The 22,130-nt window shown below is 75.0% G+C and carries 19 protein-coding genes and 1 pseudogene; 9 read left to right on the forward strand and 11 right to left on the reverse strand.

Annotated features, from left to right (window positions below; translation table 11 throughout):
- Positions 1 to 35 precede the first annotated feature (35 nt).
- From ACSU53_RS26495 to fxsA, 4 genes and pseudogenes are all read left to right on the forward strand, one after another.
- Complete coding sequence (locus ACSU53_RS26495) at positions 36 to 476, forward strand: Lrp/AsnC family transcriptional regulator (RefSeq protein WP_437031681.1); 441 nt, start codon at positions 36 to 38, stop codon at positions 474 to 476.
- 89 nt (positions 477 to 565) lie between these two features.
- Entirely contained in the window at positions 566 to 2,170 is a 1,605-nt protein-coding gene (locus ACSU53_RS26500) for an amidohydrolase (RefSeq protein ID WP_437031683.1), read from the forward strand.
- 682 nt (positions 2,171 to 2,852) lie between these two features.
- A pseudogene (locus tag ACSU53_RS26505) lies at positions 2,853 to 3,710 on the forward strand (polyprenol monophosphomannose synthase); the annotation flags it as partial.
- A 208-nt stretch (positions 3,711 to 3,918) separates the two neighbouring features.
- The gene (gene fxsA, locus ACSU53_RS26510; RefSeq protein WP_437031685.1) at positions 3,919 to 4,500 is read left to right on the forward strand and encodes an FxsA family membrane protein; all 582 of its coding nucleotides are present in this window, start codon (positions 3,919 to 3,921) and stop codon (positions 4,498 to 4,500) included.
- Between the two features lie 229 nt (positions 4,501 to 4,729).
- On the opposite strand, the gene ACSU53_RS26515 is transcribed toward fxsA, so the two are convergent.
- From ACSU53_RS26515 to ACSU53_RS26530, 4 genes are all read right to left on the reverse strand, one after another.
- Positions 4,730 to 5,104 (reverse strand): RNA polymerase-binding protein RbpA, encoded by a 375-nt coding sequence (locus ACSU53_RS26515; RefSeq protein WP_003977404.1) that lies wholly within the window; start codon positions 5,102 to 5,104, stop codon positions 4,730 to 4,732.
- A 280-nt stretch (positions 5,105 to 5,384) separates the two neighbouring features.
- The gene (locus tag ACSU53_RS26520; RefSeq protein ID WP_437031687.1) at positions 5,385 to 6,737 is read right to left on the reverse strand and encodes an MFS transporter; all 1,353 of its coding nucleotides are present in this window, start codon (positions 6,735 to 6,737) and stop codon (positions 5,385 to 5,387) included.
- 48 nt (positions 6,738 to 6,785) lie between these two features.
- The gene (locus ACSU53_RS26525; RefSeq protein WP_437031690.1) at positions 6,786 to 7,553 is read right to left on the reverse strand and encodes a glycerophosphodiester phosphodiesterase; all 768 of its coding nucleotides are present in this window, start codon (positions 7,551 to 7,553) and stop codon (positions 6,786 to 6,788) included.
- Positions 7,550 to 8,215, reverse strand: coding sequence for a YczE/YyaS/YitT family protein (locus ACSU53_RS26530; protein ID WP_437031692.1), 666 nt, complete (start codon positions 8,213 to 8,215; stop codon positions 7,550 to 7,552). The genes ACSU53_RS26525 and ACSU53_RS26530 overlap by 4 nt, the downstream gene beginning before the upstream one ends.
- A 98-nt stretch (positions 8,216 to 8,313) precedes the next feature.
- Here ACSU53_RS26530 and ACSU53_RS26535 point away from each other — a divergent pair, with 98 nt between their 5' ends.
- Entirely contained in the window at positions 8,314 to 9,813 is a 1,500-nt protein-coding gene (locus tag ACSU53_RS26535) for a PLP-dependent aminotransferase family protein (protein ID WP_437031694.1), read from the forward strand.
- A 65-nt stretch (positions 9,814 to 9,878) separates the two neighbouring features.
- Here ACSU53_RS26535 and ACSU53_RS26540 read toward each other — a convergent pair whose 3' ends face one another.
- Both ACSU53_RS26540 and ACSU53_RS26545 read right to left on the reverse strand, forming a co-directional pair.
- Positions 9,879 to 11,633 (reverse strand): hypothetical protein, encoded by a 1,755-nt coding sequence (locus ACSU53_RS26540; protein WP_437031696.1) that lies wholly within the window; start codon positions 11,631 to 11,633, stop codon positions 9,879 to 9,881.
- Positions 11,634 to 11,679: 46 nt separating this feature from the next.
- Complete coding sequence (locus ACSU53_RS26545) at positions 11,680 to 11,874, reverse strand: hypothetical protein (RefSeq protein WP_164332459.1); 195 nt, start codon at positions 11,872 to 11,874, stop codon at positions 11,680 to 11,682.
- Between the two features lie 310 nt (positions 11,875 to 12,184).
- Between ACSU53_RS26545 and ACSU53_RS26550 the strand changes: the two genes are divergently transcribed.
- Together ACSU53_RS26550 and ACSU53_RS26555 are read left to right on the forward strand one after the other, a co-directional pair.
- Positions 12,185 to 12,577: an ankyrin repeat domain-containing protein gene (locus ACSU53_RS26550; protein ID WP_437031699.1), complete on the forward strand. Its 393-nt coding sequence runs from the start codon at positions 12,185 to 12,187 to the stop codon at positions 12,575 to 12,577.
- 300 nt (positions 12,578 to 12,877) lie between these two features.
- Positions 12,878 to 14,296: a HEAT repeat domain-containing protein gene (locus ACSU53_RS26555; protein WP_437031701.1), complete on the forward strand. Its 1,419-nt coding sequence runs from the start codon at positions 12,878 to 12,880 to the stop codon at positions 14,294 to 14,296.
- Between the two features lie 28 nt (positions 14,297 to 14,324).
- On the opposite strand, the gene ACSU53_RS26560 is transcribed toward ACSU53_RS26555, so the two are convergent.
- The 5 genes from ACSU53_RS26560 to ACSU53_RS26580 form a co-directional block, all read right to left on the reverse strand.
- On the reverse strand, positions 14,325 to 15,197 hold the full coding sequence (locus ACSU53_RS26560; RefSeq protein ID WP_437031703.1) for a biotin-dependent carboxyltransferase family protein: 873 nt from the start codon (positions 15,195 to 15,197) through the stop codon (positions 14,325 to 14,327).
- Positions 15,194 to 15,910 carry a 5-oxoprolinase subunit PxpB gene (pxpB, locus tag ACSU53_RS26565; protein WP_437031705.1) on the reverse strand — a complete coding sequence of 239 codons (717 nt, stop codon included), beginning with the start codon at positions 15,908 to 15,910 and terminating at the stop codon, positions 15,194 to 15,196. The genes ACSU53_RS26560 and pxpB overlap by 4 nt, the downstream gene beginning before the upstream one ends.
- A complete protein-coding gene (locus ACSU53_RS26570; RefSeq protein ID WP_437031707.1) occupies positions 15,907 to 16,665 on the reverse strand; it encodes a LamB/YcsF family protein in 759 nt (252 codons plus the stop codon). The genes pxpB and ACSU53_RS26570 overlap by 4 nt, the downstream gene beginning before the upstream one ends.
- Before the next feature lie 154 nt (positions 16,666 to 16,819).
- Positions 16,820 to 17,617: a putative hydro-lyase gene (locus ACSU53_RS26575; RefSeq protein ID WP_437033422.1), complete on the reverse strand. Its 798-nt coding sequence runs from the start codon at positions 17,615 to 17,617 to the stop codon at positions 16,820 to 16,822.
- Positions 17,618 to 17,736: 119 nt separating this feature from the next.
- Positions 17,737 to 19,056 (reverse strand): MFS transporter, encoded by a 1,320-nt coding sequence (locus tag ACSU53_RS26580; RefSeq protein ID WP_437031709.1) that lies wholly within the window; start codon positions 19,054 to 19,056, stop codon positions 17,737 to 17,739.
- Between the two features lie 253 nt (positions 19,057 to 19,309).
- Between ACSU53_RS26580 and ACSU53_RS26585 the strand changes: the two genes are divergently transcribed.
- Together ACSU53_RS26585 and ACSU53_RS26590 are read left to right on the forward strand one after the other, a co-directional pair.
- Positions 19,310 to 20,014, forward strand: coding sequence for a GntR family transcriptional regulator (locus ACSU53_RS26585; protein ID WP_437031711.1), 705 nt, complete (start codon positions 19,310 to 19,312; stop codon positions 20,012 to 20,014).
- A gap of 372 nt (positions 20,015 to 20,386) precedes the next feature.
- Positions 20,387 to 21,913, forward strand: a complete 1,527-nt coding sequence (locus ACSU53_RS26590; RefSeq protein ID WP_437031713.1) for a hypothetical protein — start codon at positions 20,387 to 20,389, stop codon at positions 21,911 to 21,913.
- The last annotated feature ends 217 nt before the right edge of the window (positions 21,914 to 22,130 follow it).

The following is a 22,130-nucleotide window of genomic DNA, read 5'->3' on the forward strand; positions in this document are numbered from 1 at the left end:
TCCGGAGAGATCACCCGCACTGTAGGTTCTCCGCCATGGAGGAGCTGGACCGACAGATCGTGCAGCTGCTCGTCAAGGACGGGCGGATGAGCTACACCGACCTGGGCAGGGCCACGGGCCTGTCCACCTCGGCCGTGCACCAGCGGGTGCGCCGGCTGGAACAGCGGGGCGTGCTCCGCGGATACGCCGCGGTCGTCGACCCGGAGGCCGTCGGTCTGCCCATCACCGCCTTCATCTCGGTCAAACCCTTCGACCCCAGCGCCCCCGACGACATCGCGGACCGCCTCTCCCACGTGCCCGAGATCGAGGCCTGCCACAGCGTCGCGGGCGACGAGAACTACATCCTCAAGGTGCGCGTGGCCACACCGCACGAACTGGAGGAACTGCTCGCCCGGGTGCGCACGCTGGCCGGCGTCTCGACCCGCACCACGGTGGTCCTCTCCACCCCCTACGAGGCCCGCCCGCCGCGCATCTGACGGCACCGCCGCACCCGGTCCGCCGTCCGGCGGCGGGCCGGACCGGACCTGGCTGCGGGCCGGCCCGTCCGAGGGGCGAGACTGTGGACATGAGCGAACGCACCGTCCCGAGCCGTACCGTCCTGCTCCGCCGCGGAGAGGTCCACAGCCCCGCCGACCCGTTCGCCACCGCGATGGTCGTCGAGCGCGGCCAGGTGGCGTGGGTCGGCTCGGAGGGGGCCGCCGACGCCTTCGCCGACGGGGTGGACGAGGTGGTCGACCTCGACGGCGCCCTGGTCACCCCCGCCTTCACCGACGCGCACGTGCACACCACCGCCACCGGCCTCGCGCTCACCGGCCTCGACCTGTCCGACGCCCCCTCGCTGGAGGCCGCGCTGGCGCGCGTGCGGGACTTCGCCGCGGCCCGCCCCCACGACCGGGTGCTGCTCGGCCACGGCTGGGACGCCGCCCGCTGGCCCGGCGGCCGGCCGCCGACCCGGGCCGAACTCGACGCCGCCACCGGCGGGCGCCCCCTCTACCTGAGCCGCATCGACGTGCACTCCGCGGTCGTCACCACCGCCCTGCTCGACCTCGTCCCCGGCCCGGTCGCCCGGCAGGACGCCCCGCTCACCGGCGACGACCACCACGCGGTGCGCGCCACCGCCCTCGGCGCCGTCACCCCCGCACAGCGCACCGAGGCCCAGCGCGCCGCCCTCACCCACGCCGCCTCGCTGGGCATCGGCACCGTCCACGAGTGCGGCGGCCCGGAGATCTCCGACGAGGACGACTTCACCGGCCTGCTCCGCCTCGCCGCCGAGGAGGACGTGCCGCGCGTGGTCGGGTACTGGGCCGAGCGCGACGTCGCCAAGGCACGCGAGCTGGGCGCCCTGGGCGCGGCCGGGGACCTGTTCGCCGACGGCGCCCTCGGCTCGCACACCGCCTGCCTGCACGAGCCGTACGCCGACGCCGCCCACACCGGCACCGCCCACCTGGACGCCGCGGCCGTCGCCGCCCACGTCGTCGACTGCACGGAGGCGGGGCTCCAGGCCGGCTTCCACGCCATCGGTGACGCCGCGATCGGCGCCGTGACCGACGGGATGCGGGCCGCCGCCGACAAGCTGGGCCTCGCCCGGATCCGGGCCGCGCGGCACCGCGTCGAGCACGCCGAGATGCTCACGCCCGACACCGTCGCCGCGTTCGCCGAGCTCGGGCTCACCGCGTCCGTCCAGCCGGCCTTCGACGCCCTGTGGGGCGGCGAGGACGGCATGTACGCCCGGCGCCTGGGAGCGGAGCGGGCCCGCACCCTGAACCCGTACGCGGCCCTGCTGCGCGCCGGGGTGCCCCTCGCCTTCGGCTCCGACAGTCCGGTCACGCCCCTCGACCCGTGGGGCACCGTCCGGGCCGCCGCCTTCCACCGCACCCCGGAGCACCGCGTCTCGGTGCGCGCCGCGTTCACCGCCCACACCCGGGGCGGCTGGCGGGCGGTCGGACGGGACGACGCGGGCGTCCTGGTGCCCGGCGCGCCAGCGGACTACGCGGTGTGGCGCACCGGCGAGCTGATCGTCCAGGCCCCCGACGACCGGGTGGCGCGCTGGTCCACCGACCCGCGCTCCGGCACCCCGGGCCTGCCCGACCTCTCCCCGGGCCGTGACCTGCCGGTCTGCCTGCGCACCGTGGTCGGCGGGCGCACCGTCCACGTACGGCCGGGCGAGTGATCCGCACGGCCGGAGCGGTGACGATCATGTCCCGCGGCAGGGTCGCCCGACCTGCGCATCCTCCCCGCTGACCAGGGGTTTCGCGGGAGAGGCCCAGGTCGGAGGGCTGTTGACAGGCAGCCGTCGGCGACCGGTAGGTTCGGCCGGGTCCACCACCGGACGCCCGACCGGGGAACTTCCGGCCACTCGTGGCGGCGCCGCTGGGTCAGGGACGGTGTGCTGCACCGGAACACCGTCGCTGGGAGCCAGGCACAGCGCCCGCGCAGCCCGGGGGGAACGTTCCGGCGGTCGGGGAGGTGCGACCCGGGTGGGGCCGGGCGCTCAGTAGACAACGGCTCAGGTCGATCCGCAGCCGGCGGGTCCCGGGCCGGCCCGAAGAGCGCCGGGCCCCCATCCGCCGCATCCCGTCGTCCCGCCGCATCCCGCCGTCCCGCCGCGTCCGCCGTGCCCCGCCTCCGCTCCGCGCCCCGGCGGGTACCGCCTCGGACGCCCCGCACCCCGCCCGCACCCCGCCCCGCGAGAGCGGGGTGCCGCCGGGGGCCGGGGACCGAAGGGCCGGGGGCCGAGGGGCTCTCCTACCCGATCATCGGAAAGTGACACCGCGTTGCGCACGTCCTGTCACGTCGGCGCAGGCCGCGGCCATTATGGTGGGACCCTGCGCACAGGAGATGAAGGGGCAGCAGTGAACGACGGCGACGGGATCCTCGCGGCAGGAGCCCAGGCGAGGACTTTCGGCCCGCTCGGCACGGCCTTGGTGATCATCCCGACCTACAACGAGGCGGAGAACATCAAGGCGATCGTGCGGCGGGTGCGCGCGGCCGTTCCCGAGGCCCACGTCCTGGTGGCCGACGACAACAGCCCCGACGGCACCGGCAAGCTGGCCGACGAACTGGCGGCCGACGACGACCTGGTGAAGGTCCTGCACCGCACCGGCAAGGAAGGGCTGGGCGCCGCCTACCTCGCGGGGTTCCGCTGGGGCATGGAGCACGGCTACGGCGTCCTGATCGAGATGGACGCCGACGGCTCCCACCAGCCCGAGGAACTGCCGCGCCTCCTCACCGCCCTGAAGGGCGCGGACCTCGTGCTCGGCTCGCGCTGGGTGCCCGGCGGCCGGGTGGTCAACTGGCCCAAGTCCCGCGAGATCATCTCGCGCGGCGGGAGCCTCTACTCCCGCGTCGCGCTCGACCTGCCCCTGCGGGACATCACCGGCGGCTTCCGGGCCTTCCGCACCGAGACCCTCCGGGGTCTCGGTCTCGACGAGGTCGCCTCCCAGGGCTACTGCTTCCAGGTCGACCTGGCGCGCCGCGCGGTGAAGGCGGGCTATCACGTGGTCGAGGTGCCCATCACCTTCGTCGAGCGCGAACTGGGCGACTCCAAGATGAGCCGCGACATCCTCGTCGAGGCGCTGTGGCGGGTCACCGCCTGGGGCGTGGGCGAGCGGGTGGGCAAGGTCCTCGGGCGCACGGACGGCAGGACCGGGAACCAGAGGGTCGGGGATGCCGGGGAGCCCGGGGACCGGAAGCCCGCGGACGGCAGGTCCGCCGGCAGCGGATCCGCCGCCGACGAGGCCGCCGCGAGCGGGCCGGGCACCGGGGCGCCCACGGGGGACCGGCCCCCCGCGACCGCGGACCCCCGGCCCGGCGAAGACGGCACCGGGGCCGGCGGGAGCGGCCGGCGGGACGCGGCGCCGCAGGACACCTGATCAGCCCCTTATCCCGCACTGAGACGGGCCCAGGCACACTGGAAGCATGACGACAGGCGCTCCGACCCCGCATCCCGCCCGGCCCCGGCGCTCCCGGCTCCGCACCGTGCTGCCGTTGGCCGTCGCCGCTTGGCTCGTGCTGGAGATCTGGCTGCTGACCCTGCTCGCCGGCGCGACGAACGGCCTGGTGGTGCTGCTGGTGCTGGTGGCCGGCCTGGTCCTCGGCTCGATGGTTGTCAAGCGGGCGGGCCGACGGGCCCTGAGGAACCTCACCGAGACCCTGCAACAGCAGCAGAGCGGTGCCGTCTCCGGGCCCCGGCCGAACAGCGAGGGCAACGGCCTGCTCATGCTGGGCGGCCTGCTGCTGATCCTGCCCGGCCTGGCTTCGGACGCGCTGGGCCTGCTCCTGCTGGTCCCCCCGGTCCAGAAGGCCGTCGGCCGGGCCGCCGAGCGCACCGTCGAACGCAAGCTCCGCGAAGCCGCGCGGGGCTCCCTGGGCGGCGCCTTCCAGCAGGCGCGCATCCACCGGCCCGACGGCAAGGTGGTGCAGGGCGAGGTGATCCGGGACGAGCCCGGGTCCGGCACCGGCGGGTCGTCGCAGGAACCGCGGCCTCCGCTCACCCGCTGACGCACCGTGCCCCCACGGGGGCCGGAGCCGTGCCCGCCGGTAGGGGCCGGAGAGGCGCCGGTCACCGGCCGGTGCGGGCGCCGGCGGAACGGCCGGGGTGCCGATGCCGGGACGAATGTCCGGGCGAACGCACACAGGACCGCGGGCGCTCCACCTTCAGGTGGGGCGCCCGCGGTCCTGTACTCACGTACTCACGTGCGGGGTGCGGATCGTCCGAGCCGCGCTGGGATCAGGCCGACTTCCGGCTGTCCCGCGGATGAACCGCGATGTTCATCGCACCGGAACGCAGAACGGCCAGACGCTCCTCGAGGACCTCTTCGAGTTCCTCTCGGGTCCGCCGCTCCATCAGCATGTCCCAGTGCGTACGCGCGGGCTTGGCCTTCTTCTCCTCGGGGCCGTCGCCGTCCACCAGGAGTGCCTGGGCACCGCAGACCTTGCACTCCCACTCCGGCGGGATCTCCGCCTCGACCGAGAAGGGCATCTCGAAGCGGTGCCCCTTCTCGCATGCGTACTCCACGGCCTGGCGCGGGGCCAGGTCGATGCCGCGGTCCGTCTCGTAGCTGGTCACCACGAGGCGCGTGCCGCGAAGAGCTCGCTCACTCATGAATCGTGCCTCCCGGGCTGGTCGCCCACAGGACAGGTGTCGCTGTCGTCGTCATCCGGTCAACGTCCGGGCGGCGGTAAAGATTCCCCGTTCCGAGATCCGATCCGGGTCATGCGTCGCCGTCGTAGCCGCAGCCTTTGTCAACCAGTGCAGTACCCCCCGACGTCCGGTTTGTCACCTCTGGCGCTGGATGTGACCCAGCGTTTCGGCTTCTTTGACGCGCAGTAACGGTACGCCTGGCAGGCCAAACGCGTACACTACCGCCCTTTCGTGCGCGGCGCTAAATCCGCTCGGGAACCGGGTTGCCCGCGTCGGCGATCGCCCGCCGCACCGGGACCCGCGCGAGCAGCACGAACCCGAGGACGAAGAAGCCCACCAGCGAGATGATCGCGTCACGGTAGCTCCCGGTCAGCTGGTAGGTGAGGCCGAACAGCAGCGGGCCGAGCCAGCTCATCCCGCGGTCGCTCAGCTCGTACGCGGCGAAGTACTCCGCCTCCTTGCCGGGCGGGACCATGTGGGAGAACAGCGAGCGGGACAGGGCCTGGCTGCCGCCCAGCACCAGCCCGATGCCCGCGGCCAGCACGAAGAACCACACCGGCGCGTTCGCGGGCAGGAAGTACCCGGCCGCCAGAGTGAGCGTCCACGCGACCAGGGAACCGAGGACGGTGCGCTTGGCGCCGTAGGTCCGGGCCAGCCTGCCCAGTGCGAGGGCGCCCGCCACCGCCAGCACCTGGACCAGCAGGACCGCCGTGATGAGCGTCGACTGCCCGAGCCCGAGCTCCTTCGAGCCGTACAGGGACGCCTGGGTGATCACCGTCTGGATGCCGTCGTTGTAGACCAGGTAGGCCAGCAGGAACGCGAGCGTCAGCGGGTGGCGGCGCATGTCGCGGAGCGTTGCCGCGAGCTGCCGGAACCCCGACCGGGGGCCGCCCGCCGCCACTGCCGGGGCCCGGCGGTCGCGCAGCCGGCGCAGCGGCACCAGAGTGAAGGCGCCCCACCACAGCCCGGCCGACGCCAGGCAGATGCGCACGGCCATGCCCTCCGACAGCCCGAAGGAGTCGTGCGCGGAGTAGAGGACCAGGTTGGCCACCAGCACCAGGGCCCCGGCGGCGTAGCCGAACGCCCAGCCCCGCGACGACACGGCGTCGCGTTCCTCGGGCGTGGCGATCTGCGGCAGGTAGGAGTTGTAGAGCATCATCGCCACCGACTGGGCCGCGTTCGCGACCACGAGCAGCAGCCCGCCGAGCAGGTACCGCTCGCCGCCGAGGAAGAACATCCCGGCGGTGGCGGCCGCCCCGGTGTACGCGGCGGCCGCCAGCAGCGGCTTCTTCCGGCCCGTCCGGTCGGCGGCGGCGCCCGCCAGCGGCATCAGCACGACCGCCAGGATCACCGACAGGGACACCGCGTACGCGAAGAAGGAACCGGCGCGCACCGGGATCCCCAGCGGGTGCACGAACCCGTCGGCGTCCGCCGCGGCCTCGGCGACCGACGTCAGGTACGGACCCAGGAACACCGTGACCACGCTGGTGGAGTAGACCGAGCAGGCCCAGTCGTAGACGTACCAGCCGTGCTGCTCGCGCCGTCGGCCGGCCGCGTCGTCCGGTGCCGGTGATCGCACGGTGTCGGTGCCCACCCGCGCCCCTCGCTTCCCCGTGATCGCGCCAGGGCCGGGGGAGGGGACTCAGACCCAGAGGCCGCGGTCCTCCAGAACCTTGCGCAGTGTGTCGATGTGATCGGTCATGATGCCATCCACCCCCAGGTCCAGGAGCCGGTGCATCCGCTCGGGTTCGTTGACCGTCCAGACGTGCACCTGGAGCCCGAGCGCGTGGGCGGTCCGCACGAAGCGGCGGTCCACGACCGGGACGCCCGACTGCGCCTCGGGCACCTGGGCCGCCACCGCCGACCGGCGGACCGCGGCGGGCAGCCCCCAGGAGCGCAGCCGCAGGCCCAGCACCCCCCGCGTGCCGTACGACGTCGCCAGGCGCGGGCCGGCCAGCCGCTGCGCCCGCACCACCCGTGCCTCGGAGAACGAGCCGAGACAGACCCGGTCCCAGGCGTTCGCGCGCTCGACCAGTTCCAGGAAGGGCACCAGCGCCGGCTCGGCCTTGACGTCGACGTTCCACCGCGCCTCGGGGAACGTCTGGAGCAGTTCCTCGAACAGCGGCACCGGCTCCGCGCCCCCCACCCGCGCCTGCGCCACCTCCCGCCAGGGCAGGTCGGCGATCCGCCCCGCCCCGTCCGTCACCCGGTCCAGCGTGGCGTCGTGGAAGGCGACCAGCCGTCCGTCGCGGGTGGCGTGGACGTCGGTCTCCAGGTACCGGTAGCCCGCCCCGACGGCGGCCCGGAACTGCCGGACGGTGTTCTCCAGGCCGTCGGCCGCGCCGCCCCGGTGGGCGAACGCGAGCGGGCCGGGATGGTCGAGGTAGGGGTGGCGTATCGGCGGGGTCACCGTCGCAGTATCGCGCGCCCCGGCCGGCCGCCGGCAACGGCCCGGCCTGCGGCCGGTGACACGGGGACGGCGAACAGCCGGAGGAACAGCTGCGCGAGCGGGCCGATGGTCAGCGCGTACAGCAGGGTGGCGACGCCCACGGTGCCGCCGAGGACGAAGCCGGTGGCGACCACGGTGATCTCCAGCGCCGTGCGCACCACCCGGACCGACACCCCGGTGCGCTGGTGCAGCCCGGTCATCAGGCCGTCCCGCGGGCCCGGACCGAAACGGGCGGCGATGTACAGCCCCGTCGCCGCCCCGTTCAGCACGACCCCCGCCACCATCAGCGGCACCCGCACGACCAGGGCGTGCGCGTCCGGCACCAGTGCCAGGGTGGCGTCCATCGCGATGCCGATCACCAGCACGTTGGAGACGGTGCCCAGCCCCGGCCGCTGGCGCAGCGGGATCCACAGCAGGAGCACGATCGCGCCCACGATGATCAGCACTACCCCGATCGACAGCCCGGTCCGCTCGGCGAGGCCCTGGTGCAGCACGTTCCACGGTTCCATGCCCAGCCCGGAGCGGACGAGCAGCGCGGAGCTGGCGCCGTACAGGGCGAGGCCCGCGTACAGCTGGAACAGCCGCCGTGCGAGCTGTCCGGAGCGGGACGGGTGGCTGGACAAGGATGCCCCCTGTGGTGGAAGTGGACCGACGCATGACACCCTGTGGCGTGGATGGACACCTCATCCATGGCCAATCCGCGGAAGGTGGACTGATTTCGATGGCACAGTGGACCTCGGCGGTGGGAGCCGCGCAACTGTCCCGGCTGCTGAAGTCCCAGCAGGACCGTCCGGCGGGCCCGGGCACCCGGCGTCCGCCGGCCTACCGCGCGCTGGCCGACGGCATCCGGCTGCTCGTCCTGGAGGGCCGCGTGCCGGTGGCCGCGCGGCTGCCCGCCGAGCGCGAACTGGCCCTGTCTCTGTCCGTCAGCCGCACGACCGTGGCCGCCGCGTACGAGGCGCTGCGCGGCGAGGGCTTCCTGGAGTCCCGGCGCGGCGCCGGCAGCTGGACCTCGGCCCCGGCGGGCAACCCCGTGCCGGCGCGCGGTCTCGAACCGCTGCCGCCCGAGGCCCTCGGCGCGATGATCGACCTCGGCTGCGCCGCGCTGCCCGCCCCCGAACCCTGGCTGACCCGCGCCGTCCAGGGCGCCCTGGAGGAACTGCCGCCGTACGCGCACACCCACGGCGACTACCCCGCCGGACTGCCCGCGCTGCGCTCGATGATCGCCGACCGCTACACCGCCCGGGGCATCCCCACCATGCCCGAGCAGATCATGGTGACCACCGGCGCCATGGGAGCCATCGACGCCATCTGCCACCTCTTCGGCGGCCGCGGCGAGCGCATCGCCGTCGAGTCCCCGTCCTACGCCAACATCCTCCAGCTGATGCGGGAGGCCGGCGCCCGGCTCGTGCCCGTGGCCATGGCGCGGGGACTGGACGGCTGGGACGTGGACCGCTGGCGCCAGGTGCTGCGCGAGGCGTCGCCCCGGATCGCCTACGTCGTCGCCGACTTCCACAACCCCACCGGGGCGCTCGCCGACGAGGACCAGCGCCGCCGTCTGGTGGACGCGGCCCGGTCGGCGGGCACGGTGGTGGTCGCCGACGAGACCATGAGCGAGCTGTGGCTGGACGCCGACGTCGACATGCCGCGCCCGGTCTGCGCCTTCGACCCGGCCGGGTCCACGGTGGTCACGGTCGGCTCCGCCAGCAAGGCCTTCTGGGCGGGCATGCGCATCGGCTGGGTGCGGGCGGCCCCCGACGTGATCCGCAGCCTGGTCGCGGCCCGGGCCTACGCCGACATGGGAACGCCCGTGCTGGAGCAGCTGGCGGTGAACTGGCTGTTCGGCACCGGCGGCTGGGAGCAGGCCGTGGAGCTGCGCCGGGCCCAGGCCCGCGACAACCGCGACGCCCTGGTGGAGGCGGTGCGGCGCGAGCTGCCCGACTGGGAGTTCGAGGTGCCGGGCGGTGGCCTCACGCTGTGGGTGCGCACCGCCGGGCTGTCCGGCTCGCGGATCGCCGAGGCGGGGGAGCGGGTCGGGGTCCGGGTGCCGTCCGGGCCGCGCTTCGGGGTCGACGGCGCGTTCGAGGGGTATGTGCGGCTGCCGTTCACGGTGGGCGGCGCGGTGGCGGAGGAGGCCGCGGCCCGGCTCGCCGCGGCGGCCCGGCTCGTGGAGAGCGGCGGTACGACCGGCGCGGAGGCGCCGCGCTCGTTCGTGGCGTAGCGAACGGGCACGGCGCCCCCGGTGTCTGCGGTCCGGGAAGTCCCGGCGCCCCCGGTGTCTCCGGTTCAGGAGGACTCGGCGAGGCCCGCCTCCGCGGCCACGGCGTCCGCGGGCACCTTCCGGGCGGACGCGTCGTCCGGTCCGGCCGGCTCCGCTGCCGGCCCGGCCGCGGCGGCAGGGGGGCGCGGCTCGTGCGGGGACGGCTTCTCCATGGAGATCTTCAGCTCCTCGCCCACCGCGGTCGGGGCCGGGTCCGGCGGTTCGTGGTCCGCCGCCCCCGCCTCCCGCGGCCGCGGCTCCGCGTCGGCGGGCACCGAACGGGGCGGCAGCAGATCGAGGACCGCCCGCCGGTGGGACTCGGCGGCCGCGTCGTCGTACGGGTTGGGCGTGGCCGGCACCTGCAGCCGCAGCACCGGGCCCGTGCCCAGCCGGGCGTAGCCGCGGCCCGGCGGGACCTCGTCGACGGTGCTGGTGGGCGGGGGCGCGCCGAGCGCGGCCGTCAGCTGCTCCGCCGTCGCGGGGCCGAGGACGACGCGCGCGCGGGTGTGCTGCCGTACCGCGTCGCTGAGGTGGTGCAGGCAGTCGAGCTGTTCGGCGACCACCACGGTGACGTTCGCCGGCCGGCCGTGCCGCAGCGGGACCTGGAGCAGGGACTGCGGGTCCGGCGCGCCGTCGGCCGCGGCCAGGTGCGTGAACGTGCTGGGGCGGTCGAGCAGCAGCCACAGGGGCCGGCGGGTGTCCTCGGGCGGCGGGTCGCCCGCCTGGTGCGCCCGGTTCGCGGCGATCAGCCGGCGCTCGGTCTCCCGCGTCGCCCACTCCAGCGAGGTGAGCGCGCCGGCGGGGGCGCACTCGACGGCCAGCACGCCGTCCCGGCCCGTCAGGCAGGCGTACTCGCCGGTGCCGCCGCCGTCGATGATCATCACGTCGCCGTGCCGGAGGGCCTGCAGGGCGATGGAGCGCAGCAGCGTGGAGGTGCCGCTGCCGGGCTGGCCGGCCGCCAGCAGGTGCGGCTCGGTGGACCGGATGCCGGTGCGCCACACGACGGGGGGCACGTCGCGCTGCTCGGTGCCGTGGGCCAGCGGCAGCGTCCGCCGGACCCGGCTGGGGTCGGTCAGGCCCAGCACCGTCTCGCCCGGCGCCGTGACGAAACGCTGGGCGGTCACACCGGCGGGCAGCGGGTCCAGGACGCGCACCGTGAGGCGGTTGCCCTCCTCGTCCCAGTCGAAGTGGTACTCGCGGCAGCGCCCCGACTTGGCGGCGAGCAGGTGCTCGATGCGGGCCCGCGCCTGCGGTTCGCCGTCGGGGAAGTAGGCGGGGTAGGCGATCACCAGGTGGGAGATCCGGCCGGTGCCGTCGAACTCGTACTCCGGGAAGGCGCTCTCCCACGGCCCGCCGTGGAGGTAGAGCGGTTCCGGGTCGTCGGCGGCCGAGAAGCAGGGCACGAGGGCCTCGTAGAGGGACTTCAGCCGCTGGACCTGCGACGGGTCGGGGCCCTCGGGTGTTCGCGGGGTGCGGTCCCGGCCCTGCCAGGCCGCCGCCGCCATCAGGGTGATGCCCGCGAGGAGCGGGCCGTACGGCACCAGTGCCACGACCAGGATCACCGACGCCACCAGGAAGAGCAGCGCGCCGCGCTTGTCCTTGGGGGTGTCGGCCCATCTGCGCCGTCCGGCGGAGGCCAGCCGGCGCAGACCGCGCGTGATCGTGATCAGCGGGTGGAGGACGTCGGTGGCGCTGTCGGCCGCCGTCCGGGCCAGCTCCCGGCTCCGGGCGAGCTGTGCGCTGCCGTTGCTCAGGATGCGGGGGAGGGGGCGCCGGGCCACTGCTGTCTCCAGGGGGTGCGTACGGGCGGGGCGGGGGTGGGGCGGATCAGAACTTGATGCCGCCGAGCAGGCTGGCCAGGCTCTCGCCGCCGGCCTTGATGCTCGGCGCGATGGCCGTACTGGCCAGGTAGAAGCCGAAGAGCATCGCCACGATGGCGTGCAGCGGCTTCAGGCCGTCCTTGCGGCAGAAGATGAACAGGACGATGCCGAGCAGGACGACGCCGGAGATCGAGAGGATCATGTGAGTTCTCCTGGTTTGCGGGGACAGTCACCATGAGTACTTCCAGGCTCACAGAATGTATCTATGCTATTAAAGGTGCAAGTGGGTGATTTGTGGGGGTTTTCGCCCATCAGGCCGAGTGTCCGGGAGGCGCCCGCGCGCGGGCGGGTGTCCGCGGACGGAACCTGGGTGATCTTTACCTCGGGCACCCCGGCTCATGTGCCGCGCGAGCCAGTACCCTGGCGATTCACCCGTACGACCGCACCGCTCGCAGCCGTACGACCTGTCCCCACCCGTACGACGTGATCCGCAGTGAGAGGCGGTCCGGCCGATGACCGAAGCCTTCGACCCAGGGGTCGTGGAGCTGGCGACCAAGATCTTCCAGCTCGCCCGGCGAGGCCGGGCCGACGAACTCGCGGCCTACGTGGACGCCGGCGTTCCGGCCAACCTCACCAACGACCGGGGCGACTCGCTCGTGATGCTCGCCGCCTACCACGGCCACCCCGAGGCGGTGCGCGTGCTCCTGGAGCGCGGCGCCGACCCCGACCGCGTCAACGACCGGGGCCAGACGCCCCTCGCCGGAGCGGTCTTCAAGGGGGAGACCGAAGTGATCGACGCCCTCCTCCAGGCCGGCGCCGATCCCGCGCTCGGCACGCCGTCGGCCGTGGACACGGCCCGGATGTTCGAACGGACGGAACTGCTGGAGCGGTTCGAAGCGCGCTGAGACGGGCGCGCCGGACGGGACGCACGAGGACGACGGGGGAGGCGGTACGGGGCCGCCGGTATTTCGGTCGCGGCGGAAGTGACCGCCGGGTCATCATGACGACGTGATTCACGGACGCGATGGCCGGGCAGGTGTTGCCGCACCGCGCGGGCCGTGACGCGGCCCGTATGGGCCACCGACGAGAGGCAGAGGAACATGGTCTACAGCAAGCAGGAAACGGCGGGCGCCCCGACGTGTTGTCACGCGGCCAGGTAATGCACGTCCCCGGTTGCGTCGACGCTTGATGTGAGGCTGTTTCCCATGTTCGATCCGGACATAGCGCCCAGCGGTACGCTGCTCGGCCTGCTCCAGCGAGGTCGCGGCGACGGCACGCTCCACGCGCTCACCGCGCCGCGCCCGGAAGCGCTCGCGGCCCTCAACCACTGCGTGCTCAACGACCCGCGCCACGACTGGCAGGTCGAGAACCGCTCCCTCTACTACGCCCGCCTCTGCCTCGATCTGCGTGCCGACCTGGACGCCGTCGAGGCCCACCTCTTCGGTCCCGAGGACGTCCTGGACACCGACGAGTCCCGCACCGGGCTCGCCCTCGCCGTCCTCGGCCACCTCGCCTCCTACGGCAGGCCGGACGCCCTCCACCTGTTGCGCAGGTACGCGGCCCACGGCTCCAACTGGGCCTGGGCGCTGGACGAACTCGCGCTGCGCGACGACGACGCGGGGCTGCGCGCCCTCGCCCAGCCCGTGCTCGACCGGTTCGGCACCGACCCCGACGGGGAGGCGGAACTCGCCGCCACCGTCCGGGACGCGTTCGAACCCCGGCCCTGGCGCCTGTGGGCCGACGATCCCCGCCCCGCCGTCTCCGCCCGCGTCCGCGCCGCCCAGGAGGCGGGGTGCTTCGACCGCTGGCAGCGGCAGCTGCGGCCCACCGGGCCGCGCCCCGGCTGGAGCGTCCGGGCGGTGCTCGACTGGGCCGAACAGGGCCTGGAGCGCGGTGCCGCCCTCCACGTACCCGCCGCCCGCTGCCTGGCCGCCGTCGCGGGCCCCGACGACCGGCCCGAGATCCTCCGGGCCGCCGACGACGGCGCCGACGGGGCCCGGTGCGCCGCCCTGAGGTACCTCGCCGACCACCACGATCCCGACGCCCTCACCCTGATCGAGCGCGCCGTCGTCACCGGCTCGGCAGCCGTCGCCGACGCGGCGGTCGACGCCTTCGAACGCATGCGGAGCCTCGCGGCCGTCGACCGGGCCCGCCGCTGGGCCGGCCGGCCCGACCGGCTCGGCGCCGCCGCCGGACGCGTCCTCGCCTGCCGGGGCGGCGTCCACGACCGCGAACAGGTCCTGGCCGCGCTCCGCGAAGCCGTCCGGGGCGAGGGTCCCGACGCCACCTCCCTGCTCACCCTCGTCGACGGCGCCGGACGCCTCGGCATCACCTGCGCGGCCCCCGTCCTGCGCCACGTCTACCGCGAGACCGCCTCGTCCCACCTGCGCGGCCGGACCGCCCGGGCCCTGGCCGCGACCGACCCCTCCTTCGCCGCGGGCCTCGCCGTCGAGTGCCTCTGGGACTGCGAGGAGTCCACCCGCGAGATCGCCGCCCGCCACGCCGGGACCGGTGACACCCGCGTCGTCGAGCGCCTGCGCCGGCTGGCGGCCGACCCGGCCGAGGAGGCCGAGGTGCAGACCGCGGTCCGCAGCCGCATCGGCCCGGAGGAGCCCGCCGTGTGACGGGGCCGTCCCCGCGGCCCCGGCGGGGTCAGGGCCGGCGGCGCACCGCCACGAACCGGACCGGCGTCCCGGGTGCCGCCTGGGCGGCGGCCGGGAGGTCGGCCGGGTGCACCACCGCGATCACCGGATAGCCCCCGGTCGTCGGATGATCGGCCAGGAACACCACCGGCGTCCCGTCGGGCGGCACCTGGACCGCGCCCAGCACCATGCCCTCGCTCGGCAGCTCCTCCGTCCGGGCCCGCTCGAGCGCCGGCCCGGTCGTGCGCAGCCCGATCCGGTTGCTCGCGGAGGAGACGCGGTACGTCCGGGACGTGAAGGTCCGTACCGCCCCCGGGGTGAACCAGTCGTCCCGGGGGCCGGGCATCACGCGCAGCACCAGCTCGGCGGGGGGCGCGGGCAGCGGGGCGACGTCCACGCGTGCGGCGGGCGCCGCCGGGGAGCCCAGCGGCAGCACCGCACCGTCCGACAGGGGCGCCGGGCCGAGCCCGGAGAGCAGGTCCGCCGAACGGCTGCCGAGCACCGGATCGACGGCGATCCCGCCGCTGACGCCCACGTAGGAGCGCACACCGGCACGGGCGGAACCCACCTCCAGCACCTCTCCGGCCCGCACCCGGACCGGCGCCCCCCACGCGGCCGGACGGCCGCCGACGGTGACCGGGCAGGGCGCGCCGGCCACCGCCACGGTCACGGCCGACCGGGGGCGCAGCGCGCAGCCGTCGACGGTGGTCTCCAGCACGGCCGCGTCCCCGCGGTTGCCGACCAGCCGGTTGACGAGCGCCGCGGCGGGCGCGTCCAGAGCCCCGGAGCGCGGGACGCCGAGGTGGGCGTGGCCGGGGCGGCCGCGGTCCTGCACCGTGGTGAGCGCCCCGGCCCGCACCACGGCGAGCGCACGGTCCGTCATGCCGCACCTGCCGGGTCCGCCGTACGCGCGGCGGTGGGCGTGCCCGCCGCGCCCGGCGCCTCCCCGTGCCCCGCCGGGTGCTCCGGCACGGGGGCCTCGTCCGGGCCGACCGGGACGAAACGCACCCGCGTGCCCGGCGTCAGCAGCGCCGCGGGCTCACGCTCCGGGTCCCACAGCACCAGGTCCGTCGTGCCGATCAGCTGCCAGCCGCCCGGTGACGTCCTCGGATACACGCCCGTGTACGGACCGGCCAGCGCCACCGCACCCGCCGGGACCGCCGTGCGCGGTGTCGCCCGGCGCGGGGTGCCGTAGCGCTCCGGCAGCCCCGTGAGATAGCCGAAGCCGGGCGCGAAGCCGCAGAAGGCGACCCGGAACGTGCAGCCCGCGTGGATCCGGGCCGCCTCCCGGGGCGGCACTCCCCAGTGGGCGGCGACCTCGGCCAGATCGGGACCGTCGTAGCGCACCGGGACCTCGACCGTCCGCCGCGCCGGGGGAGCCACGGGGGAGGGCCGGGCGCCGGCCAGTTCGGCGGCCAGCCGGGCGGGGTCGGCCAGGCCGTCCAGCAGGACCGTGCGGGCGGCCGGCACGATCTCACGGACCGTCAGCGTGCCGTCCGCCCGGCGGCGCAGCAGCTCGGCGTGCAGCGCCTGGGCCTCCTCACCCGTGGAGACCTCGACGAGCAGGGCGTCCGTACCGACCGGCAGCACGTTCACGCGAACCCCTCCAGCCGCACCCCGGCCGCCTCCAGCCGCTCCCGCACCAGACGCGCCAGGCCCACCGCCCCGGCCGTGTCACCGTGCAGGCACAGGGAGCGCGCCCGCACCTCGATCCGCCGCCCCGACAGCGCCTCCACCCGCCCCGAGCGGGCGAGTTCCACGGAACGGGCCACCACGGCCGCCGGATCGGTGACCAGGGCGCCGCTCACCCCGCGCGGGACCAGTGTGCCCTCGTCGGTGTACGCGCGGTCGGCGAACGCCTCCGGGACCGTGGGCAGGCCCGCCTTCGCCGCCAGTTCCAGCAGCCGGGAGCCGGGCAGGCCGAGCACGGGCAGCGTGGCGTCCGCCAGCAGGACGCCGTCGACGACGGCACCGGCCTGGTCCTCGTCGTGCACGACCCGGTTGTAGAGCGCGCCGTGCGGCTTGACGTAGGACACCCGGCTGCCGGCCGCGCGGGCGAAGACCTCCAGGGCGCCGATCTGGTAGGCGACTTCGGCCGCCAGTTCGGCGGGCGGCACGTCCATCGCGCGCCGCCCGAAGCCGGCCAGGTCGCGGTAGGCGACCTGGGCGCCGATCCGCACCCCGCGCTCGGCGGCGAGGTCGCACACCCGGCGCATGGTGGCGGGGTCCCCGGCGTGGAAGCCGCAGGCGACGTTGGCGCTGGTGACCACCGACAGCAGCCGGTCGTCGTCGGTGAGGGTCCAGCGGCCGAAGCCTTCGCCGAGGTCGGCGTTGAGATCGATCGCGGTCATGGGTCCTTCGGTTCTCCTTCGGGGCGATGCGTCGGGCGATGGGCGATGGGCGATGGGTGACGGATGACGGGCGATGGTCGCGGGTCGCGGGTCGCGGGGGACGGGAGAGGGCCGGGATGGAGGGGCGGGGAGCGCAGGCCGGCCGGACGGCGGGTCATATCACCCGGTACCGGTCGTCGCGGGCGTCGGTGACGAACATGCGGCCCGGCGCGTGCGTGATGGCGAACGGCGGGCGCGAGGCCGTCAGCGCGGCCTGCGGGGTCACCCCGCAGGCCCAGAACACCGGGATGTCGTCGGCCTCGGCGTCCACCGCCTCGCCGAAGTCGGGACGGGCCAGGTCGCCGATGCCCAGACCGGCGGGGTCACCGCAGTGCACGGGACCGCCGTGCGCCGCCGGCAGCAGGCTGCTCTCCCGGATGGCCGCCGCGAGGTGCCGGGGCGGGACCGGCCGCATGGAGACCACCAGCGGGCCGCGCAGCCGGCCGGCCGGACGGCACTGCCGGTCGGTCACGTACATGGGCACGTTGCGCCCCTGCTCCACGTGCCGGACGGGCACACCGGCCGCCGAGAGGGCCCACTCGAAGGTGAAGCTGCACCCGATGAGGAACGAGACCAGGTCGCCGCGCCAGTGCGCGCGCACGTCGGCCGGCTCGTCGACGAGTTCGCCGTGCTCCCACACCCGGTACCGGGGCAGGTCGGTCCGCAGGTCCGCGCCGTCCGCGAGGACGGTGGTGACGGCCCCCGCGTCGGTCACGTCCAGCACCGGACACGGCTTGGGGTTGCGCTGGCAGAACAGCAGCATGTCGTACGCCCAGTCCGCCGGCACCGCGATCAGGTTCGCCTGTGTGTGACCCGCGGCGACCCCGGCGGTCGGGCCCGACAGCCCGGCCCGCACCCGGGCGCGCGCCGTCGCGGGGCTCCAGTCACGCGCGTGTTCGTCGGCCAGGACCAGCGGACGGTCGTCCGCGGCGCTCGCCGGGCGGTCCCCCCGGCGGCCCGCCGGGCTGCCGGCGTCCGGCCGCCCGGCGGGACGGGTGACGGCCGCCGCGCCCGGCCGCTTCTCGGTGCGGTTCACACCAGCTCCTTCCCGCGCGTCTCCGGCAGGCCCAGCAGCGCCAGCGCGGCCACGCCGTAGCCGATGGCGCCGAAGACCAGCGCGCCGCCCACGCCCCAGCTGTCGGCGAGGAAGCCGACCGTCGTCGGGAAGACCGCGCCCACCGCGCGCCCGGTGTTGTAGGTGAAGCCCTGCCCGGTGCCGCGCACCGCCGTGGGGTACAGCTCGCTGAGGTACGAGCCGAAACCGCTGAAGATCGCCGACATGCAGAAGCCGAGGGGGAAGCCGAGCACCAGGACGAGGGTGTCCGCGCCGCTCGGCAGGTTGGCGTACGCCAGGATGCAGACGGCCGACAGCAGGGCGAACAGCCATATGTTGCGCCGCCGTCCGAGCCGGTCGGTCAGGTAACCACCGGTGAGGTACCCGAGGAACGCGCCCGAGATCAGGAACGTCAGGTAGCCGCCGGTACCGACGACCGACAGGTCCCGCTCGGTCTTCAGGTACGTCGGCACCCAGGTGGCCAGGGTGTAGTACCCGCCCTGGACGCCCGTGGAGAGCAGCACGGCGAAGACGGTGGTGCGCAGCAGCCCCGGTGCCCCCGGCCGGCCGGGACGCAGGATCGCCGCGAACGAGCCCTTTTGCGGGCTCCGTTCCCGCGCGGCGGCCGCCTCGGGCGCGTCCTGCACGCTGCGCCGGACCCACACCACGAGCAGGGCGGGCAGGGCGCCGGTCCAGAACATGACCCGCCAGGCCAGGTCGGGGTCGAGCAGCGAGAAGATGACCGTGTACACCACCACGGCCAGGGCCCAGCCGACGGCCCAGGAGCTCTGGATCGCGCCCAGCGTGCGGCCCCGGTGCCTCGCGCTCGCGTACTCGGCGACCAGGATCGCGCCGACCGCCCACTCGCCGCCGAAGCCCAGGCCCTGGAGCGCGCGGAAGACCAGCAGCGTCTCGTAGTTGGGGGCGAATCCGCAGGCGACGGTGAAGACCGCGTAGGTGATCACCGTCAGCAGGAGGGCCTTGACCCGGCCGATCCGGTCCGCCAGGACGCCGGCGAGGGCGCCGCCCACGGCGGAGACCACGAGGGTCACGGTGGTGAGCAGCCCGGTCTCGGAGCTGTTCAGGCCGAAGTAGGCCGACAGCGCGACCATGGTGAGCGGCAGCGTGAAGTAGTCGTAGGAGTCGAGGGCGTAGCCGCCGAACGCGCCGCCGAAGGCGCGCCGGCCGCGCGGTCCCAGGGCGCGCAGCCAGCCGAACGGCCCGTCGTCGGGGGTGCGTTCGGCCGGAAGGGGGTGCGGCTTTCCGGTCAGGGTGCGGGGCTTGGGGGTCGTGCTCATGAGCACCTCGCAGGGTGAGGAGGGCGTGCGGAGGGCGGTGATGAGCCGGTCGGGCGGAAGCGTGCGGCATCCGTGCGCGCCGCCCCGGTGCGGGACGACGCCGTGAGGACGACGTCGTACGCGCCCGCTTGGTGCAGGACGCCGCGTGGGGCGACGCGTGGGGCGACGCCGTGCCGAGCAACGTAGAGGATCGTTGAACGATCCTTCAATACCCCTGTTGTTTCGCCTTCCCTCATACGATTGAATTCCGGGCATGGCAGAGCAGCTGAGCGGACTGGCCGGCGACCGTGCCCTGCTGGGCCGCACCAGTACCGCGGAGCGGGTGTCGGACATCCTCCGGAGCCGGATCGCCGACGGCTACTTCCCGCCCGGGACGCGGCTGTCGGAGGACAGCATCGGCGGTGCGCTCGGTGTGTCCCGCAACACACTGCGCGAGGCGTTCCGGCTGCTCACGCACGAGAGGCTGCTCGTCCACGAGTTGAACCGGGGCGTGTTCGTGCGCGTGCTGGCCGTCGAGGACGTCGAGGACATCTACCGCACCCGGCGGCTCGTCGAGTGCGCCGTCGTGCGCGGGCTCGGCGACCCTCCCCACCCGCTCGACGCGCTCGCCGCGGCGGTGCAGGAGGGGCGTACGGCGGCCCGCGAAGGTGACTGGAAAGCAGTGGGTACGGCCAATATCCACTTCCACAGCGAACTGGTGGCCCTGGCCGGCAGCGAGCGCACCGACGAGCTGATGCGCAGCGTCTTCGCCGAACTCCGGCTGGCCTTCCACGTGGTGGACGAGCCGCGGCGACTGCACGAACCGTACATCGCGCGCAATGTCGCGATACTGCAGGCGTTGCGCGCGGGGGAGACCCGACGCGCCGAGGAGTTGCTCGCCGGGTACCTCGACGACTCGCTCGAACGCGTGGTGGAGGTCTACCGGCGGCGCGTCGGGGAGGACGTCCGGGCGGACTGAACCGGCCGCCTGATCCCGGCCGGCCGAGCCGGGTCACCGGACCTGGCCGGCCGAGCCGGGTGGAGCGGGGCCGCGGGCGGAGCGGGCCGCGTCGGCCGGTGGCCCGCTGCGGGGCGGGGCGGACGGGTGGCCGGGCGGACGGGACTGTGGGCCGCGGACGGGACTGCGGGCTCGCGGGGCCGGCGGGCCGGGACCCCGGAGGACGCGCGACGGCCGTCCGGGGTGGCGCGGAACGGCTGTGCCGCGCGGCGCGCCGCGTGCGGCCCGGAGGGGGAGACCGGGGTGGGGGCACGGGTGGCACGACAACCGTGACGCCGGGGCGCATCTGCCTCGTTTGGGTCCTTGTCAGACCGAGGATCTAGTCTGTGCACCGTGACTTCGCCAGCATCGACGGACAGCGTTCCGCCCCAGCTCAGCGCGGGGCCGCGGCCCGCACCGGGCCCGGCCGCCGACGAAGGGCTGGCGCGGCGGCTGCGCGCGCTCGCGTGCACCGCCCCGCTGCACGACCTCGACGCCCGCAAGGCCAACCTGGCCGGCGAGTACTCGGTGTACGGGATGGCGGAGATCGCCCTCGCCGCCATCGACCTGGTCACCCTGAACATGGACTTCGACACGGGCGCCGACCACGACCAGATAGTGGCCCGGCTGATCCCGCGCATCGCCGCCCAGGCCCCGCAGCGGCCCGCCGCGGAACACGAGCGGGTGGCGGGCTGGGTCCTGGAGAACCTGATCAACGTCGGCAGCGTCGACCGCGGCTTCCGCGCGGTGTACGGGGTGTTCGGCGCGGACGGCACCTACGTCCGCCGGGACTACGACTTCAAGCTGATCGAGGAGGTCCCCGGCCCGGGCGGCACCGTCTACCTGCGGACCACGGACGAGGCGGTGAACGTCCTCGTCGGCGCCCTGGACACCGACGTCACCAGCGCCCAGATCGCCGCCGAGGTCAAACTGGAGGTACTGATCAGCAGGGGCCGGCTCGCCGACGCCCAACTGGCCGCCGAGCAGGCCCGTTACCGGACCGTGCAGTACAGCGAGACGCTGCGCAGGGCCCTGGACGCCACCCGGCGCAACGTCCGCGCGGTCGACTGGCTGAGCGCCGTGCCGGACATGATCGCGGAGGCCCTGGACCACGTGGCGGACCGGTACCGCCACGAGAACGCCATCCTCACCAACATCCGCAAGGCCCGCGACGAGTCGGAGGACCCCGAGCACAAGCGGCGCGCCGCCGAACTGGTCGACATCGTCAAGGACTGCATCCGGCGCCACACGCAGCTGCAGTCCCGGCTGCTGGAGGCCGGCCCCCTGTTCCGTGCCGAACAGGACCGGCAGGCCTTCGCCACGCCCACCGCCACCTCGGGCACCGACCTGTACGGACACCTGCTGTCCCCGCTGCTCCCGCTGCCCGTGGAGCGGGCGGCCCGGGTCACCGACGCCTTCTTCTCCCACGGGACCGGACTGCGCACTCCCGTGTCGGTCCGCCTCGTCGACCTCGTGGACATCCTGCTGACACCGCCCGTGGAGCGGGAACACCTGGGCGCCGAGATGCCGGAGCCCGACCTGATCGCCACCCCGGACGACAGCCGCTTCAGCGAGGAACAGCTGGCCGCCGCGACCGCGCTGCTGGACCTGCCCGCCGACGCACCCCGCAGACTCTCCGGACTGCTCGCCGACGCCCGCCGCCAGGACCCCGAACTGCCCTATCTGGTCGCCCTGCTGGCCGTCCACGCCGCCAGCCCGCCGGTCGGCACCGCCTACCGGCAGGGCGAGCGGACCCTGCTGTTCGCCGTCGACGACGGCACCGAACTCGACGACCCCGAGTTCGGCGGCGCCGACCTCATCGTCGGGACCGCGCTGCTGGACGCGGCGGGCATGGCGGCGGACCGGACGGAGGCCGCGTGAACCGCACCCCGCCGGCCCGGCTCCGGCCGGCACCTCCAGGGCGGACCCGGTCCCAGCCGCCGCCCGCGGGGCCGGACCGCCACCCGCTGCCGGCTTCCGGGCGGCCCCGCCTCCTGCCGCCGTCCCCGAGGCCGCCCCGCCTCCTGCCGTCGTCCCGCGGGCCGTCGCGGACCGGCCGCGCCCCCGTCGGGCGCCCCGGCCGCGCCGGCTCCCCCCA

The organism is Streptomyces sp. enrichment culture (assembly GCF_964273255.1).
Classification (GTDB): domain Bacteria; phylum Actinomycetota; class Actinomycetes; order Streptomycetales; family Streptomycetaceae; genus Streptomyces.

What these genes read in the sequence shown, in the direction of transcription:
- fxsA (WP_437031685.1), top strand. Translation starts at nt 3,919, where the DNA reads ATGACGACAGGCGCTCCGACCCCGCATCCCGCCCGGCCCCGGCGCTCC.
- ACSU53_RS26535 (WP_437031694.1), top strand. Translation starts at nt 8,314, where the DNA reads ATGGCACAGTGGACCTCGGCGGTGGGAGCCGCGCAACTGTCCCGGCTG.
- ACSU53_RS26580 (WP_437031709.1), bottom strand. Translation starts at nt 19,056, where the DNA reads ATGAGCACGACCCCCAAGCCCCGCACCCTGACCGGAAAGCCGCACCCC.
- ACSU53_RS26560 (WP_437031703.1), bottom strand. Translation starts at nt 15,197, where the DNA reads ATGACGGACCGTGCGCTCGCCGTGGTGCGGGCCGGGGCGCTCACCACG.
- ACSU53_RS26545 (WP_164332459.1), bottom strand. Translation starts at nt 11,874, where the DNA reads ATGATCCTCTCGATCTCCGGCGTCGTCCTGCTCGGCATCGTCCTGTTC.
- ACSU53_RS26555 (WP_437031701.1), top strand. Translation starts at nt 12,878, where the DNA reads ATGTTCGATCCGGACATAGCGCCCAGCGGTACGCTGCTCGGCCTGCTC.
- ACSU53_RS26550 (WP_437031699.1), top strand. Translation starts at nt 12,185, where the DNA reads ATGACCGAAGCCTTCGACCCAGGGGTCGTGGAGCTGGCGACCAAGATC.
- ACSU53_RS26495 (WP_437031681.1), top strand. Translation starts at nt 36, where the DNA reads ATGGAGGAGCTGGACCGACAGATCGTGCAGCTGCTCGTCAAGGACGGG.
- ACSU53_RS26500 (WP_437031683.1), top strand. Translation starts at nt 566, where the DNA reads ATGAGCGAACGCACCGTCCCGAGCCGTACCGTCCTGCTCCGCCGCGGA.
- ACSU53_RS26570 (WP_437031707.1), bottom strand. Translation starts at nt 16,665, where the DNA reads ATGACCGCGATCGATCTCAACGCCGACCTCGGCGAAGGCTTCGGCCGC.
- ACSU53_RS26585 (WP_437031711.1), top strand. Translation starts at nt 19,310, where the DNA reads ATGGCAGAGCAGCTGAGCGGACTGGCCGGCGACCGTGCCCTGCTGGGC.
- ACSU53_RS26515 (WP_003977404.1), bottom strand. Translation starts at nt 5,104, where the DNA reads ATGAGTGAGCGAGCTCTTCGCGGCACGCGCCTCGTGGTGACCAGCTAC.